The sequence below is a fragment of the Clostridium manihotivorum genome, assembly GCF_004015185.1.
GTDB lineage: Bacteria > Bacillota > Clostridia > Clostridiales > Clostridiaceae > Clostridium_AR > Clostridium_AR manihotivorum.
The window spans coordinates 4,365,246-4,382,772 of record NZ_CP025746.1 but is presented as its reverse complement, the minus strand read 5'-3'; the positions used below and the strand labels follow the sequence as shown (position 1 = coordinate 4,382,772).

Annotated in this window: 14 protein-coding genes; 10 read left to right on the top strand and 4 right to left on the bottom strand. The window is 32.4% G+C overall.

From position 1 onward, the window contains the following. Positions 1-305: 305 nt before the first annotated feature. The 10 genes from C1I91_RS19700 to C1I91_RS19655 all read left to right on the top strand — a co-directional run bounded on the left by C1I91_RS19700 (position 306) and on the right by C1I91_RS19655 (position 15,646). Complete coding sequence (locus C1I91_RS19700) at positions 306-656, top strand: inorganic pyrophosphatase (protein WP_128214409.1); 351 nt, start codon at positions 306-308, stop codon at positions 654-656. Positions 657-998: 342 nt separating this feature from the next. After that, positions 999-4,496: a sensor histidine kinase gene (locus C1I91_RS19695; protein WP_128214408.1), complete on the top strand. Its 3,498-nt coding sequence runs from the start codon at positions 999-1,001 to the stop codon at positions 4,494-4,496. A 15-nt stretch (positions 4,497-4,511) separates the two neighbouring features. Continuing rightward, positions 4,512-5,072, top strand: a complete 561-nt coding sequence (locus C1I91_RS19690; protein WP_128214407.1) for a GNAT family N-acetyltransferase — start codon at positions 4,512-4,514, stop codon at positions 5,070-5,072. Between the two features lie 61 nt (positions 5,073-5,133). Then, entirely contained in the window at positions 5,134-6,540 is a 1,407-nt protein-coding gene (locus C1I91_RS19685) for a M24 family metallopeptidase (protein ID WP_128214406.1), read from the top strand. 514 nt (positions 6,541-7,054) lie between these two features. Beyond that, positions 7,055-8,557: a xylulokinase gene (gene xylB / locus C1I91_RS19680; RefSeq protein WP_128214405.1), complete on the top strand. Its 1,503-nt coding sequence runs from the start codon at positions 7,055-7,057 to the stop codon at positions 8,555-8,557. 359 nt (positions 8,558-8,916) lie between these two features. Further along, entirely contained in the window at positions 8,917-10,065 is a 1,149-nt protein-coding gene (locus C1I91_RS19675) for an ROK family transcriptional regulator (RefSeq protein WP_128216050.1), read from the top strand. A 191-nt stretch (positions 10,066-10,256) separates the two neighbouring features. Then, a complete protein-coding gene (gene fsa, locus C1I91_RS19670; protein ID WP_128214404.1) occupies positions 10,257-10,904 on the top strand; it encodes a fructose-6-phosphate aldolase in 648 nt (215 codons plus the stop codon). A gap of 12 nt (positions 10,905-10,916) precedes the next feature. Next, positions 10,917-12,932, top strand: a complete 2,016-nt coding sequence (gene tkt / locus C1I91_RS19665; protein WP_128214403.1) for a transketolase — start codon at positions 10,917-10,919, stop codon at positions 12,930-12,932. Between the two features lie 382 nt (positions 12,933-13,314). Next, on the top strand, positions 13,315-13,938 hold the full coding sequence (locus C1I91_RS19660; protein ID WP_128214402.1) for a DUF4867 family protein: 624 nt from the start codon (positions 13,315-13,317) through the stop codon (positions 13,936-13,938). A 235-nt stretch (positions 13,939-14,173) separates the two neighbouring features. Further along, positions 14,174-15,646, top strand: coding sequence for an L-fucose/L-arabinose isomerase family protein (locus C1I91_RS19655; protein ID WP_128214401.1), 1,473 nt, complete (start codon positions 14,174-14,176; stop codon positions 15,644-15,646). 308 nt (positions 15,647-15,954) lie between these two features. Here the strand turns inward: C1I91_RS19655 and C1I91_RS19650 are convergent, their stop codons facing one another. The 4 genes from C1I91_RS19650 to C1I91_RS19635 all read right to left on the bottom strand — a co-directional run bounded on the left by C1I91_RS19650 (position 15,955) and on the right by C1I91_RS19635 (position 17,281). Then, positions 15,955-16,320, bottom strand: coding sequence for a hypothetical protein (locus tag C1I91_RS19650; RefSeq protein WP_128214400.1), 366 nt, complete (start codon positions 16,318-16,320; stop codon positions 15,955-15,957). 43 nt (positions 16,321-16,363) lie between these two features. Then, entirely contained in the window at positions 16,364-16,519 is a 156-nt protein-coding gene (locus C1I91_RS28330) for a hypothetical protein (RefSeq protein ID WP_164880596.1), read from the bottom strand. Then, on the bottom strand, positions 16,512-16,730 hold the full coding sequence (locus tag C1I91_RS19645; RefSeq protein WP_164880595.1) for a hypothetical protein: 219 nt from the start codon (positions 16,728-16,730) through the stop codon (positions 16,512-16,514). Before C1I91_RS19645 ends, C1I91_RS28330 begins: the two co-directional genes overlap by 8 nt. 302 nt (positions 16,731-17,032) lie before the next feature. Next, positions 17,033-17,281, bottom strand: a complete 249-nt coding sequence (locus C1I91_RS19635; protein WP_128214397.1) for a hypothetical protein — start codon at positions 17,279-17,281, stop codon at positions 17,033-17,035. Positions 17,282-17,527: the final 246 nt, after the last annotated feature.

The following is a 17,527-nucleotide window of genomic DNA, read 5'->3' as shown; positions in this document are numbered from 1 at the left end:
TATGATTATATAAATATAAGAATTTTTATAATCTTAAACAGAAAAAGTATAAAATTATGTTATATATGACCGCGTATTAATAAAATGTATATTTTGAAATCCTTCGTATAGGAGCCACAATAGTTTTGAAAATATATTTAGCATCAAGGTGTTATATATAACAACATTTTTTTAATACATTACCATAGGTAGTGTAAATTACACTATACATATATGGTTGAAGATTATTTAATTATTTCTATATATTAGTATAAAATTTAAAATGACAATGGATTATAAAAGTATAATATTTAAAGGAGAGTTTTATGGAAGATAATATGAAATTTTGGAATGCGTTGGACACTCTTGTAGCACAGTCAGAAATTATCATTGATAGGCCGAAAGGAACCAGTCATCCTAAATATCCTAAGTTTATATATGAAGTAGATTATGGATATTTAAAGAATACTACATCAATGGATGGTAGTGGAGTAGATATATGGAGAGGAACAGATGTAAATCAAAAAATAGATGCTATAATGTGCACAGTTGATTTAAATAAAAAAGACTCTGAGATAAAGATACTAATTGGATGTACTGAAGCAGAAATAGAAAAGATTTATAGAACTCATAATGATTCTTCCAATATGAAGGGAATATTGATTAGAAGAGGATAGAATACTGTATATTAAACATACTCATAAGAGATAAATAGTTCAAGTAGTTCACATTTATATATTGAAGAATGTGAACTACTTGGACTTATTTTTAGGTTATAATTAAGATTTACTTCATATAAGCAAAAAATCCAAGGATGAGCCTATTTAGTTCTCTAATTGCAGTTCAACATGAAGAACAATTTATATAACTTGTAAGGTTGTAAATCTATGTATAAAATTGACAGTAAAAGTAAGAAAATTATTAAAATTTATAGAAGAATTTGGATAATTGTGTGATTGAATGTTATAATAACAACATATGGTTTATAAAAAATAAAATTTACAAGTTGGGGGACAATAATGAATAATGTAACTTCCTTAAAGCAGAATGATGGACTAGCTTACATTGTTTTAAATAATGGGGCTGTTACTGATATAAGTAAGTCTTTTTTGGAAATCACTAGATTTAAATATAATGAATTAATAGATAATAGTATTGCGGAAATATTTGAACTTTTAAGAGTTGGACCATATGTTAACTATGAACATATAGATGAGGTTACTGACTATTTCTTATTTACTAAAGAGCTTGAAGCAAAGATAGTAAATATTAAGCTTATTAGAAACAAGGAAGAAAGAATTTATATTTTTAATGAAAAGCCTAATTCTAAGCTTGAAAGTAGATTACCTTTAGCCAATGCCTTGTGTTTAGAAGAATATCGGGGGATAGCTATTTTTAGTGTACCAGACATGATTTTGCTTAAAGCCAATGATAAGTATATAAGTTTCTTTGATAAAGCTTTTAATTTGAGAGAAAACTGCATAGGAAGGCCTATTCGTGAACTTATAACTTGTTTCAAAGGAAGTACTCATGAAGAGGCTCTTAATAATGTTCTTAAGACAGGAAAAGTATATAATGTAGATGAATATGTTTACGAGGGTTTTAATAGGGGCACTACATATTGGCAGTTTACTATAGTACCAGTCTATGACGAAGATAAGATAAAATATTGCGTAGTAATGGCCACTGAAATAACTGATAAGATATTACATAAAAATAAAATTGAGGATCAAGCCAAAATTATAAGAGATCAAGCTGACATATTGAGGTGGCAAGCAGCACTTTTAAATCTATCTAAAGAATCAATTTTTGCGTGGGAATTAGATGGCGGCATACTATATTGGAATAAGGGTGCAGAAGAAAATTATGGCTATAAAAAAGAAGAAGCACTTGGACGAGTAAGTCATCAGTTACTAAAGACAACCCATAAGGAAGGTTTTTCAATAATAAAAAGTAAGATTTTACATCAAGGAATTTGGAATGGTGAGATTGAGCACATAAAAAAAGATGGAACTAAGATAGTGGTTGAATCAAGTCATCAACTAATAGTAGATGAAAATGGCCGTAAAATTATCTTAGAAATAAATCGAGATATAACAGAAAGACGAAAAGTTGAAGAAGATCTAATAAATCAAAGGAATCAACTTGAAGAGATAATTCAGAGTATAGATGATGCTATATTTATTTATAATACAGATAAAAAAACATACCTAACCAATAATGTCGCAAAGAAATATTTTAAAGGTGCAGAAATTGACTGGCTAGGTGAAGAGCTTATTGATACTAAGTTCTATGACTTGAAAGGGAACGAAATTAGTATAGAGCATATAGTAATATCAAGAGTTTTGGATGGAGCAGTTTTAATTAATAATAGAATTATCATGAAAGATGAAGCTTGTATAAAATACCTTAGTATAAATGGAAGACCAATTTATGATAAAGAGGGTAAAGTAAAGTTCGCAATAATTAGTTGTCGAGACATTACCCAAGACATTGAAGCAAATAAGATAATAGAACAGCAGAAAAGGGAACTAGAACTGATCTTAGATAACATAAATGATGTATTAGTGATAGTTGACAAAGAAAGAAATTATATCAGGTCAAATAAAAGGCTCAGAGAATGGATTAAAGCTTGTGATAACGATGAGTTAAGAGAAAAACTAAAGTCTGTTAAATATTATGATATAAATGGCAAACCGATTGCACAGGATGAATTACCTTCTTCGAGAATTTTAAAGGGAGAAATTTTAGATCAGTACAATATAGTGGTGAAGCTAGGTGAGATAGAGAGATATTTAAGTTTAAGTGGAAGACCAATCTATGATGAGAATGGAAGCGTAGCTATGGGAGTATTCAGTTCTAGAAATATAACTGAAATGTTAAAGCAGTCTACTATAATTAGAGAACAAAAAGAAGAGCTTGAAGCGATAATTGATAATATAACAGAAGAGCTTTATATTATTGATAAAGATAGAAATTATTTGATGCTAAATAAAGCTGCTAGAGATAGAAATAAGTATTTCAAATTTAATAATTCTAGTGAATATGTGGACAATTGCAGAATATACGAATTGTCAGGTGAAGAGGTTAACTTTAATGATACACCTGTAGCAAGACTGGCACGAGGAGAAGTAGTAACTGATGAGGTTTTTATACTATATGATCCAGAAAAGAGATATATATTGGTAAACTGCAAGCCCATTCTTGATGACAGTGGTAAGTTAAAAGTTGGCATAATGTTATCTCAAGATATTACAACTAGAATTTTACAGGAACAGCAGATTAAGCACCAAAACATTCAATTAAAAGCAATATTAGAGAGTATGCCAGATGCTTTAATTCTAATTGATGAGAAAAGACAAATAAAGTTTTTAAATGAAGCTTCTAAACCTTATTTTTTGAAGAAGTATGATAATTTCACAGTTGGAGAATTCTTAAAAACATCTAAATGCTATTATGGCATTGATGGCGAATTAATACCAGAAGAAGAACTACCAGTATTTAATGCCATGAGGAATGGGAGTTTTGAAAATTGTATAATAACTATACAGCTGCCAGGTAAAAAGATGTATGCAAGTATTAATGGAAGTACAATCATCAGTGATTGTGCAAAAGAAGCTATTCTATCAGTTAGAGACATAACTGATCAAGTAATGCAAGAAAAGTCAGTACAGCATCACCAATATATAGCATTGCAAGCGGAAAAGGAAAAGAACGAGGCTTTAGAAAAATCAATTGAGATGAAGGATGAATTCTTATCAATAATCTCCCATGAGTTTAGGACACCACTTAATGTTATTAGTTCCGCTGTACAAGCTATAAATTATCTATGTGAAAATGAATTGTCAGATAAATCAAAGAAATATTTAAGTATAATAAGACAGAATACATTTAGACAATTAAGATTGGTAAATAATTTGCTGGATATCACTCGGGCAGATGCTGGAAGAATAAAGCTTCACAAAAGAAATGTAGATATTGTATTCTTGACTAAAGCAATTATAGAATCTGTTAATGTATATTCTTCGCAAAAAGGTGTAAAGGTAGACTTTACTTCTTGCTATGAGGAGAAGATAATAGCAATGGATGAAGAGAAATATGAAAGAATACTACTAAATATTTTATCTAATGCTACAAAATTCACTCCGTCTGGTAAGCTAGTATCAGTAAAATTAAGAAAGTATAGGAATCGCGTGTATATTGATATAAAAGATGACGGGATTGGTATTCCTAAAGACAAGCTCAATATAATATTTGAAAGATTTGGTCAGGTAGATAGTTCCTTATCCCGTCAGGCAGAGGGGGCTGGTATAGGGTTATCTCTTGTAAAAAAGCTGATAGATGCATTGGAAGGAACAATAACAGTTAAAAGTAAGGTAGATAAAGGCAGTACTTTTACTATTAGTTTTCCAGATGAAAAGATTACTGAAGATTATGAGTTGTCGCCTGTTATTGATTTGTTAGAAAACCGTTTAGTAGAGATAACAAAAGTTGAATTTTCAGATATATACTTGTAATATGGTGGTGGAAATATGATAATTGAAAGTAAAGTAATTCAAGGAAAAAAGTTGATTTTCAACTTCAGATCTGCAAAAAAAGAAGATGCAAGTAATCTATCAGTGCTAAGATTAAAGATTGATGAAGAAACAGAGTTTTTAGATAGAGAACCTGGAGAAAATTTCTTATCGCCACTGGATTTTGAAAAGCTTATTTATGAAGATTCCATTTCAGAAAAAAATATATTTTTAGTAGCTGAAATTGATGATAAACTAGTTGGTTTTGCACGGCTTCAGGGAAATAACTTAAGTAGATTTAGACATAAGGCAGAGTTTGGTATATGTATATTGAAGGACTATTGGGGATTTGGTATAGGAAATAGTATGTTGGAAAGCATACTAATGGTTGCAGACTCTAATGGAATAGAAAAAGTTTCATTATATGTTGTAGAAACTAATACAAAAGCAATAGAGCTTTATGAGAAATACGGATTTAAAAGGGAAGGTCTACTTGAAAAAGACCGTATCCATAAAGATGGAAAGTATTATAACACAGTTCTAATGGGGAGATTGGCTAATAAATTGAAAAGTCAATAAACTTGGATTATTTATGCTATAGCATTAGAATAGAACTAGAATTACAAACTTAGGAGGAAAAATGAAAAAATACAAATACTCAGATGCCTACTTATCAGAAATAGAGTCACCAAAATGTGATAATGATGGAGTTCCTATATTTTTATCTGATGAAACTATGATAGAAAGAAAAAATAAGATTTTGAAGTTGATGAAGGAGCAAGCTCTTGACTGTATTATTGTATATAATGACCTTGAGCATGGTTCTAATTTTGAATACCTAACCGGTTTCCTTACTAGATTTGAGGAAGGATTATTAGTACTTCATAAGGATGAGAAAGCTTATCTAATCCTAGGAAATGAAAATACTAAGATGGTCAATTACTCCAGAATTCCTGCAGAGCTTATTCATTCACCATATTTTTCACTTCCAAATCAGCCTATGGAAAATGAATTAAACATGAAAGAAGTATTTAAAAAAGCAGGGATAAATCAGGAGATGAAGGTTGGCTTAGTTGGGTGGAAGAACTTCACAAGTAAGTATCTTGATAATAGAAAAATATTTGATATACCATATTACATTGTAGAAGCTGTTAAAGAGATTGTAGGAGAATATAATATTAGTAATGAGTCCCATATATTCATAAATTCAGATTATGGAGCGAGAGCTACAAACAATGCTAATGAAATAGCTCATTATGAATTTGGGTCTTCTTTGGCTTCTGATTGTGTACTAAATGCAATGGATGCACTTGAATTAGGAAAAACAGAAATGGACATTGGAAGTGTTCTAAAAATATATGGTCAGCCCAACAATGTAGTTTCCATAAGTTCTACTGGAAACCGGTTTGAAAAGGCAAATTTATATCCTATAAATAAAAAGATTGAGTTAGGAGATAAAATATCTTTAACAACAGGGTTCAAGGGCGGACTAGCAAGTAGAGCAGGGTATGCTGTAAAGGAAACTAATGAGCTTTCAGAGCAGGTAAAGGACTATATTAATGTTATAGCAGCACCGTATTTTACATCTATAGTCGCTTGGCTTGAGAATATCCATATTGGCATCACTGGAGGAGCAATGTATGAATTGGTAGACAAGGTATTGCCAAGGAAGCAATTCAATTGGTCACTGAATCCTGGACACCTGACTGCGGATGAAGAATGGATGTGTTCTCCTATTTATCCTAATTCTAAAGAGACTCTAAAAAGTGGAATGCTGCTTCAAATTGATATAATTCCGTCAATTCCTGGCTACGGAGGAGTTGGAGCAGAAAATGGTATAGCCTTAGCTGATAAAACTTTAAGAGAGGATATTAAAAGAAACTACCCTGAGCTTTGGATGCGAATTGAAAGTAGAAGAAAGTACATAGTTAATGTACTTGGAATTAAATTAAGTGAAGAGGTTTTACCTTTATCAAGCACCGTTGGCTATTTTAGGCCATATCTTTTAAACAAGAAAAGCGCCTTTGTGTATAGGAATGAGGAATAACTAGATTATTTATCAACAATATAAAGAAAATAGCAGATATAATTGGATTTGACAATGTATTAAAATAGTGCTTTATTCAAATATAAACTACTTATATGAAACTATCTATGTACCACTTTACATAGAAGCTATGTCATCAAATCTTCTGATAATAATCTGGGAGGATTTTAGATGTAGTTTTCTGTTTAAAGTGGTATATTTTTATATAATAATCCTTTACTTAATCTCATTAAATCATGAGAATATTATATAGGTATCCAACTTCAACTATTAATTTATATATGCCCGATGATCCCCAGAAGCCGGGATCATACATAAATTAAGTTTTCGTAAAGGATACTTATATTTATTAACTAAATACTTAAAAAATATTATGAAAAAGTTTACTTAAATCTATTGACGGAACATAAAAGAGGAAGTACAATAAACTTAATAAATAACATTTAAAAAGTAATTTTAAATGTTAGTCAAAAAGATGTGCAAATAGTGAAAAAGTAAATATGGGGGATTGAGAATGAGGTATTTATTAGGTTTAGACATTGGAACTTCTGGAACTAAGACAGCTTTATTTGATGAGAATGGTAATACAGTAAAGACAGCAACTTATGGCTATGATTTGTTTCAACCACAGGTTGGATGGGCTGAACAAAACCCTGACGATTGGTGGGAAGCCTGTGTTAATGGAATAAGAGATGTTATTGATAAAAGTGGTGTACAAGCTTCTGACATAAAAGGTATAGGATTAAGTGGACAGATGCATGGACTTGTTCTAGTAGATAAGGACTATAAGGTTATCAGAAACTCTATAATTTGGTGTGATCAAAGAACTGAAAAAGAATGCGATTACATGATAGAGGTTATAGGCAAAGAAAGACTCATAAAGATAACTGGCAATCCAGCCTTAACAGGTTTTACTCTTTCTAAGTTATTATGGGTAAGAAACAATGAGCCTGACAATTATAGCAAGATATATAAGATACTTCTTCCAAAGGATTATATAAGATTGAAACTTACAAATGTATTTGCAACAGAGGTTTCAGATGCCAGCGGAATGCAGATGTTAGATATAAATACTAGAAACTGGAGTGAAGAGCTTCTAAGAGACTTAAACATAGATAAGAACATATTAGCAGAGGTTTATGAATCTGTAGTAGTTAGCGGTCATGTCACTGAAGAAGCAGCTAAGCTAACAAAGCTTGCAGTAGGTACCCCAGTTGTGGGTGGAGCAGGAGATCAAGCTGCAGGGGCAATAGGTAATGGAATAGTAAGTGAAGGAATTATCTCAACAGTAATAGGTACTTCAGGAGTTGTGTTTGCTGCAACAGATACACCAAGATTTGATAAATTAGGAAGAGTTCATACTTTATGTCATGCCGTTCCTAATAAGTGGCACATAATGGGAGTAACTCAAGGTGCAGGTTTATCTTTAAATTGGTTTAAGAGAACCTTCTGTGCAAAGGAAGTGGAAGAAAGCGAAAAATTAGGTGTTGATATATATGATCTGTTAACAGAAAGAGCATCAAAATCAAAACCAGGAGCAAATGGCATAGTTTATCTTCCATATCTTATGGGAGAAAGAACACCACATATAGATCCAAATGTAAAAGGTGCTTTCTTAGGTGTATCACTTATAAATAATCATGATGATTTTGTAAGAAGTATTCTAGAAGGTGTAAGCTTTAGCTTAAAAAACTGTCTTGATCTTATAGAGGATATGAAAGTTAAGATTGATGAGATTAGAGTTACTGGTGGTGGAGCTGAAAGCAGTATTTGGAGACAAATCTTAGCAGATATTTTCCAACATGGGTTAACCACAGTAAAGGCCTCTGAAGGAGGAGCTTTAGGTGTAGCTATATTAGCTGGAGTAGGAGCAGGAATCTATGAATCTGTAGAGGATGCTTGCCAAAAGATAGTAAAGGGTAACTCTAAGGTCGAACCTAATGTTGAGTTAAAAGAAGTATACGAAAAAGTATATGAGGCTTATAATTCTGCTTATCCAAGAATAAAAGGTTTTTAAATTTATTACAGCTTCTAAGCAGCAGTAATAAGTTCGGCATAAATAAGAACTCGGTTTTTGCTGCTTAACTTAAGTAGCTGCTATAAATCCTTGATATTGTTAAGTTTTACTAGTAAACAAATTATACTTTCATATAAAGTAAAAGTACTTTAACAAAGTTTTCAACAATGGTATTATTTAAGAAACTAATATTTGAAACATCTAAAGATGTACCAGTTCTCTTTAAAGTTATTTTCAAAAGTCCTTTGGTTTCTCACAGGAGAATTTAGAAATACCAATTTTAAAATGAAGAGGTACATCTCTAAAGGTTAAAAATTTAAATTTTTAAACCTTTATATGTGAAAGGAGTATTTTCAGAATTGATAGAAGTTAACCACAGCAAAATCAAAGAAACTAATAGAAAAAAGATTATATCATTATTATTAGAAAAAAATGAAATAACAAAGCTTGATATTTCCAGAATATTAGATATAAGCATCACAACTGTATCTACAAATATCAATGAACTAAAGAGTGAGGGTATTGCAGAGGATGTTAGATCTTTAGAGTCTACCGGAGGAAGAAAGGCTATTGCTATCAAGCTCAATGAAAATTGTAGATACTCTATTGGGGTAGCACTTACTCCAAATCATATAAAGATATCTCTAGTTAACTTAAAGAGAGAAATTGTTGAAAATATAAGAGTAAGACATAAAAATGATGGAATTGAAGAGTTAATATTGATTATTAACAATAGTATAGATTTATTAATTAAAAAGTATGATTTAAATGAAGAAAAGTTATTAGGTGTAGCATTTTCTATACCTGGAACTGTGGATTTTAAAGAGGGGATAGTTAAGTATTCTTATCTGATTGGAATAAAGAATTTTAATTTTAAGGAGAGATTTGAATACTTAAAGGTTCCAATATATGTTGATAATGAAGCTAATCTATCGGCATATTATGAGTTTTTAAATAGAAAAGATGTATTAGAAAATCTTCTGTATGTATCAATAACAGAGGGGTTAGGCCTTGGTATAATAATTAATAAAAAGATATATAGAGGTGATAATAATTCCTCAGGAGAGCTTGGTCATATTAAGATAGCAATCAATGGTAAAAGGTGCAAATGCGGAGCAGAGGGATGTCTTGAAGCTTACACTTCTATGAATTCTTTAACTGAAGGCTATAATGAGATATCAGAAAAAGTTATATCAGACATAAATGAATTTGAAGAAAAATATAATGAAAAGGATCCAATTGCCATTAGTGTTTTGGAGCAATACTTAAAGCTATTGTCAGTTGGTATATCAAATTTAATTATGATCTTAGACCCAAGCAGTATAGTAATTGGTGGAGACATAAACAATCTTTTAATTGATAAGCTAGAGGTTCTAAAAAAGAACATATATAAAGATAATTCTTTTACTGATGAAAACAACTGCAGCATAAGTATAGCTGACTTTAAAGAGTCGTATCTTTTAGGAGCAGCAATGCTTCCAATTGAAGAGTTTCTAGAGATTAAATAAGTAGCAGCTAAGGATGTACTACTTCAGTCAGAGCTCCTCTGGGTTCTGCTAGGGGGAATCTGAAAATATAAATTTTAGTATGAAGTGATACATTTATATAATAGAGTAGTTTATTTCTACTTTATTATTTTACATACTTATTAAATAAATTTTCAAAAGTAGTTATATAAGTGGGAAGAGGAGAGGTTAAAATGAAGTTTTTTTTAGACACAGCAAATGTAGAACATATTAGACAAGCAAATAGAATGGGAGTTATTTGTGGAGTTACAACAAACCCATCACTAATTGCTAAAGAAGGAAGAGACTTTAATGAGGTTATAAAAGAAATAACAGAAATAGTTGATGGACCAATAAGTGGAGAAGTTATAAGCGAAGATGCAGATGGAATGATAAGAGAAGGGAGAGAAATAGCTGCAATTCATAAGAATATGATAGTTAAGATACCTATGACTGAAGAGGGGTTAGCTGCTACAAAAGTACTGTCAAGGGAAGGAATAAAGACAAATGTAACTTTAATATTTTCAGCCACTCAAGCGTTACTTGCAGCCAATGCAGGGGCAACTTATGTAAGCCCATTTCTAGGAAGAATAGATGATATATCCATGGATGGTATGGATTTGGTTAGATCTATAGCTGAAATATTTGACATACATGGTATAGAAACAGAGATAATTGCTGCTAGCGTAAGAAACCCAATTCATGTTATAGAGGCAGCTAAGGCAGGAGCTCACATAGCTACAGTTCCTCATAGTCTAGTGCTTCAAATGGTTAAGCATCCATTGACAACTCAGGGGTTAGAAAAGTTTAAAGCAGACTGGGCACAAGCTTTTGGAAAGTAGGGGACAGAGAGAATGAGTAGAGATTTAGATAAGCTATCTATAAACGCAATAAGAGTACTATCAGCAGATGCAATAGAAAAGTCCAAATCAGGTCATCCAGGCTTACCTTTAGGTGCCGCAACTATGGCTTTCACCTTATGGGCTAAGATGAATCATAATGGAAAAAATCCGAACTGGGATAATAGAGATAGGTTTGTATTGTCTGCAGGACATGGATCAATGCTTGAATATTCTTTATTACATTTATTTGGATATGGGTTAACTATAGAGGATATTAAAAACTTTAGACAAGTAGGAAGCTTAACACCAGGACATCCTGAGTATGGCCACACTAAAGGCGTTGAGATTACCACAGGACCTCTTGGCCAAGGTATATGTAATGCAGTGGGGATGGCTATAGCGGAAGCACATCTTGCAGAAAAATTCAATAAACCAGATTTCAATGTGGTTGATCATCATACCTATGCCATAGTGGGAGATGGCTGTCTCATGGAGGGAATTTCAGGAGAAGCATCTTCGCTTGCAGGAACTCTAGGTCTAGGAAAACTAGTAGTTTTATATGATTCTAATAATATTTCCATCGAAGGAAATACAGATATAGCTTTCAGAGAAGACGTAGCAAAGAGATACGAAGCTTATGGTTGGCAGGTTTTAAAAGTAGCTGACGGCAATGATATAGAAGCTATTGAAAGTGCTTTTGAAGAGGCTAAGAAAGAAAGCTCAAAGCCATCAATCATAATAGTCAAAAATCAAATAGGTTTTGGTTGTCCTGCAAAGCAAGGAAAGCCTTCTGCTCATGGAGAACCTTTAGGTGCGGAAAATGTTACTGCTATGAAAGAAAACTTAGGCTGGAAGGTTGAACCTGCATTTTATGTTCCTGATGAAGTTTATTCAAATATGAATGAATATATAGAAAGAGGAATGGAAAAGGAAGAAGCTTGGAATAACTTATTTAAAGCTTATGAAGAAGCTTACCCTGAGCTAGCAAAAGAATATATAAAATGGATCAATGGAGAATTAGATAAAGAACTTCTACTAAATAATGAAGAGTTTTGGAACTTTGATAAATCAATGGCTACTAGAGAATCCTCAGGAATAGTTATAAATAGATTAGCAAATATAATTCCTAACCTTATTGGTGGATCAGCAGATCTAGCTCCATCTAATAAGACATATATGGCTGGCAAGGGATATTTCTCTGCTGAAGATAGAAGTGGACAAAACCTTCACTTTGGTGTTAGAGAGCATGCAATGGCAGCCATAGCAAATGGTATATATGCACATGGTGGATTAAAGGTATTCTGCTCAACCTTCTTTGTATTTAGTGATTACATGAAGGGTGCTATGAGATTATCTTCGCTTATGAAGCTTCCGGTAGCATATGTATTAACCCACGACAGCATTGGAGTAGGTGAAGATGGCCCAACTCATCAGCCTATAGAGCAGTTAGCTGTACTTAGAAGTATGCCAAACATGGCAGTATTTAGACCTTCTGATTCCAAGGAAACCGCAGCTGCTTGGTATTATGCCATGACAAATGGTACAACTCCTACATCACTAGTGCTTACAAGACAAAAGCTTCCATTGTATGATGGTTGTGCTAAGAGAGCATTAAAGGGTGGATATATACTTAGAGATTGTAAAAAAGAAAATCCAGATGTACTTCTAATGGCATCAGGTTCAGAAGTTGAACTTATATATAAAGCTGCAGAAGAGTTAGAAGTTAAAGGAATAGCTGCAAGAGTAATAAGCATTCCAAGCTTCGAAGTATTTGAAGCACAAGATGAGGCTTATAAAGAGTCAGTAATTCCAAGAAACATTAGGGCTAGAGTAGCTGTTGAAGCATTAACCTCCTTCGGATGGCATAAATACATTGGCATAGATGGAGAAATAATCTCCCTTGATACCTTTGGAGCATCAGGAAATGCAGAGGCATTATTTGAACAGTTTGGGTTTACCGTAGAAAATGTTGTGGAAAAAGCTGTGGCAGTGGTAAATAAGGGCATAGAAGTTAGTTATAAGAACTAAGCTAGTTTTCACCTAGTGAAAGTAATGTTTTTAGAAGGATAGCTTACGTACTTATTATTGGTATAGGTGCGTTGGAGCTTATGGAAAGTCATGTTTTTAGCAGCCTAAGGTTATGTATTTAATAATTGTGGGTGATGTATACACTCTAACTTAGGCTGCAATTAGTATAAGATTTTTATTTAGAATATATTCAACACAATACTTTTATAGAGGCTTTAACTAGAACAAACTTATAACAACATTTTTTAAATACATAACTATATGTAACATAAATACTATTAACTATACCTTATGTATTTGTATTATAAAACTGAAACAAGTCAATATAAATGGCTTAAAATATTAAAAAATTATTGTTAAATAAAAAGGGAGGATTACTTATATGGTTATCAAAAATGTCAACGACAAAGCCTTTAAGAAATATGGACAGGTACTTAAAAACTATGATTGCAAAGAGATTATTGAAAAAATGGAAAGTACGCCACTTCCTCAAGATGTAATCTATGAACCTTCAATAAAAGAACTTGAAGAACTAGATATAGCTAAAGAGTTAAGAAATAGAGAATATGGTGAGCTTCCAATACAAATAGGCTATTGCAATGGTAATAATTATATGCTAAATGCTGTTGAATATCATCGTTCATCAGAAATAAATATAGCAGTGACAGATCTGATCTTACTTATAGGAAGTCAGCAAGATATTGAAGACGATTACTCTTATGATACATCTAATATAGAAGCATTCTTAGTACCAAAAGGAACTATCATTGAAGTATATGCTACAACACTACATTATGCACCTTGTAATGTAGAAGAAAGCGGCTTTAGGTGCGTTGTTGTATTGCCAAAGGATACTAATCAGCCTTTAGAGAATAAATTTGAAAAAGTTGGAGAAGATGCTTTGCTATTTGCAAAAAATAAATGGTTAATAGGCCATAAGGATACTGACTTAGGATCACAAGGAGCATTTATAGGATTAGTTGGAGAAAATATTTCTTTAAAATAAGTAAATTAAGTTTTCATATAACAACCCTTTAGGGGAAAGTTACGAAAAATTAATAGTTTAAGTTGGAACCATGTGGTGACGTACAACTTCAATGAGAAAGTTATTTTTAAAATTTATATGGGCTTTGAGAGGATAATTTAAAAATATAAGCTGTAGTATGAAGCAGTACATCTACAAATAAAAACGGTATATAGAAAAATTAAAATAAATAATTATATAAAATGGAGGAGTCAAAATGAATAATACACCAAAAGTAAAATTAGGAATAGTAGCTGTAAGCAGAGATTGCTTCCCAATGGAGCTGTCAGAAGATAGAAGGAAAGCTGTAGTAGAAGCTTTCGATGGAGAAATCTTTGAATGTTTAACAACAGTAGAAAATGAAAAGGACATGAGAAAAGCTTTAGCAGAAGTTAAAGAAGCAGGCGTAAATGCATTAGTTGTTTACCTTGGAAACTTTGGTCCAGAAACTTCAGAAACTTTACTTGCAAAAGAATTTGATGGACCAGTGATGTTTGCAGCGGCTTCAGAAGAAAGTGGAGACAATCTAATTGGAGGACGTGGAGATGCATATTGTGGAATGCTAAATGCAAGCTATAATTTAGCTCTTCGTAACATAAAGGCATATATTCCTGAATACCCAGTAGGTACAGCACCAGAAGTAGCAGATATGATAAAGGAATTTGTACCTGTTGCTAATGCAATACTTGGTTTAAAGAACTTAAAGATAATATCTTTTGGGCCAAGACCTCAAGACTTCTTAGCATGTAATGCTCCAATAAAGCAACTATACAATTTAGGAGTTGAAATAGAAGAGAATTCAGAGCTTGATTTATTCGCAGCTTTCAATGAACATGCAAATGACCCAAGAATTCCTGAAGTAATAGCTAGTATGGAAAAAGAACTAGGCGAAGGAAATAAGATGCCTGGTATACTACCTAAGCTTGCTCAATATGAAATTACATTATTAGACTGGATGGAAGCACATAAAGGATCAAGAGAATATGTAGTGTTTGCCAATAAGTGCTGGCCTTCCTTCCAAACACAATTTGGTTTTGTACCATGTTACGTAAACAGCCGTTTAACTGCTATGGGTATTCCAGTATCTTGCGAAGTTGATATCTATGGAGCATTAAGCGAATATATTGGAACTTGCATAAGCCAAGACGTTGTAACTTTACTTGATATAAATAACACAGTACCAGCAGATATGTATGAATCAGAAATAAAAGGAAAGTTTGACTATACTTTAAAGGATACCTTTATGGCTTTCCACTGTGGTAATACTGCTTCTTGCAAGCTTACTTGCGGTACAATGAAAAACCAAATGATAATGGCTAGAGCTTTAGAGCCAAACCAAGAACCAAACATAACAAGAGGAACTTTAGAAGGAGATATAATACCTGGAGATATAACTTTCTTCCGTCTTCAAAGCAATGCTGATGCTGAACTTACAGCTTATGTGGCTCAGGGAGAAGTTTTACCAGTTGCTACTCGTTCCTTCGGAGCTATAGGTGTATTTGCAATTCCTGAAATGGGAAGATTTTATAGACATGTTTTAATAGAAGGAAGATACCCACATCATGGTGCAGTTGCTTTCGGTCATTTTGGAAAGGCAATCTACAATTTATTTAGATACCTAGGTGTTAAAGAAGTAGGCTTCAATCAACCAAAAACAATGCTTTATAAATCAGAAAATCCTTTCTGCTAGAAGTAGCATATAGATATATAAAGAAACTGTTGAAAAAGAAATAAGATTTTTAAATATAGAAACCATGCATAAAGAGAAAATTTTCTTATGCATGGCTTTTAGTGTGCCCAGCATGGGCAACAACTTGGCGGTGAAAGTCCGCTGTGGGCTTGGTAGTGGGAACCCAATGTCATCAACTTAACAGAGAATTTGATTTTTTGCTTAAACTTACCTCGCTAGGGGAGGGAGGCGGCATGAAAATTATTGCATAGCAAATAAGCTATTCAATAATTAAATTTTTGAATAGTCCATATTCTTCATGCAGATCTCTAACTATTACGTCGAATGTTTAATCTAGCCTTATTTCTACCTTTATAAAAAGTTCTAGGAAAGGTTCTCCCAGGCCTTATAGGAACTAAGTTTTCCATAATTTCTCCTAACATGTATTCATACAATTGCTTACGTTTTAAATCATCATCCTCTACTGCAATTTTTATAATGTACTCTTTAAATGTTCCTATTAGAATGTTCATATTCACCTTATATTCATACTTAAGGTCCTTATTCTTGTTTTCCTCAAGTTGTTTATTTGCATCATTTTTTAAGTCTTCTACCATATTAAACAATAGTATTTGTGCATAAAAATCTTGTTCAATTATCACCTTTTTTCTGCCTGAGATATTTTCTATATGCAACTTATTCTTGATAACGTCATAGGCAGTTTCTATACCCCATCGTTTAAAAGTATAATTGACCTATCTCTTTAGTATCCATTAGATCATATGGTATGTTGGTAATTAAGTATTCTACTTCACCTGTTGACAATACTACCCGTACTAGCCTTGTGTCTATTCCTCCAGCCTGTTTGGCCTTCATTTTAAGCTCTTCATCCATAAAGTTTTTTAGTCTGTCTTTTTGTAATCTTTAAATTCACTATTTCATCATCATTCTTCATTGAATTCTTTTCTTGCGCATATATGTCACTTTGCAATCTAAATAAATAGAGAATTGGCATATGCTTTAGGTGAAATAGTATGTCAAGTGATGCATAACCTCTATCAAATATAGTTATTATTTTTTTATCATTTCCAACTATTCTAAGCATATTTTCAATATTTTTCTTAGCCAAAGGTCTTTCTTGTGCACTATATTTTCTAGTATTGCGTCAATCATTATGTTGTTTTCTACATCATAAATACCAGAGGCCTTCGCACGAGCACTTTTTTCTAGTATTTTTAGATGTTGGCGACTGACACTCATATTCTTTTTGAAGTTCTTTCGTATTTGGTATTTCTAAAACTGTACCATCAACAGCTGTAATAATATATCCTTTGTAGGTCTTATATTCACTCCCTTTATATATAGCTTCCACATACTCACGATTTAACTGTTTAAACACCTCAGGATTTAAGCGACAGCGCCGCTACAAAAGGCTTGTTTTGTGACTCGATTCTCTCGTCTGTTTACTTCTTTGAAATAGTTATTGATTTCCATTGTTATTGTTTTACCTTTCTGACTTAATATATATCTTAGTATGTCTGCAAAAGGCATTTTCCTTTCCCTAATGAAATCTTTCTTTTCTAATCTACCAATTTCTTTGATTCTTTCAGTAGTAAATTTTTCAAAAGTCTCTAGTATTCGCTCGTAGGCTTTCATCTTTAGTTCCTATTCTGAAGATATCCTTTCTATATTTTTTACAAAATATCGTAAGCTGTAAATCCCTTCAGTGCAATGAAAAACCCTTGGAATTACAGTGTATAAATTCCAAAGGAGATGCTATTAGTATTAAATTTATATTTAATACTCTTAAGTTGATGACATTGAGTGGGAACCACTAGCTAAGGGCAAGGGTGTCCATCGTGAGGTGGAATCTGAAGGAAGCCTAAGGCAAAGTCTCGGTCT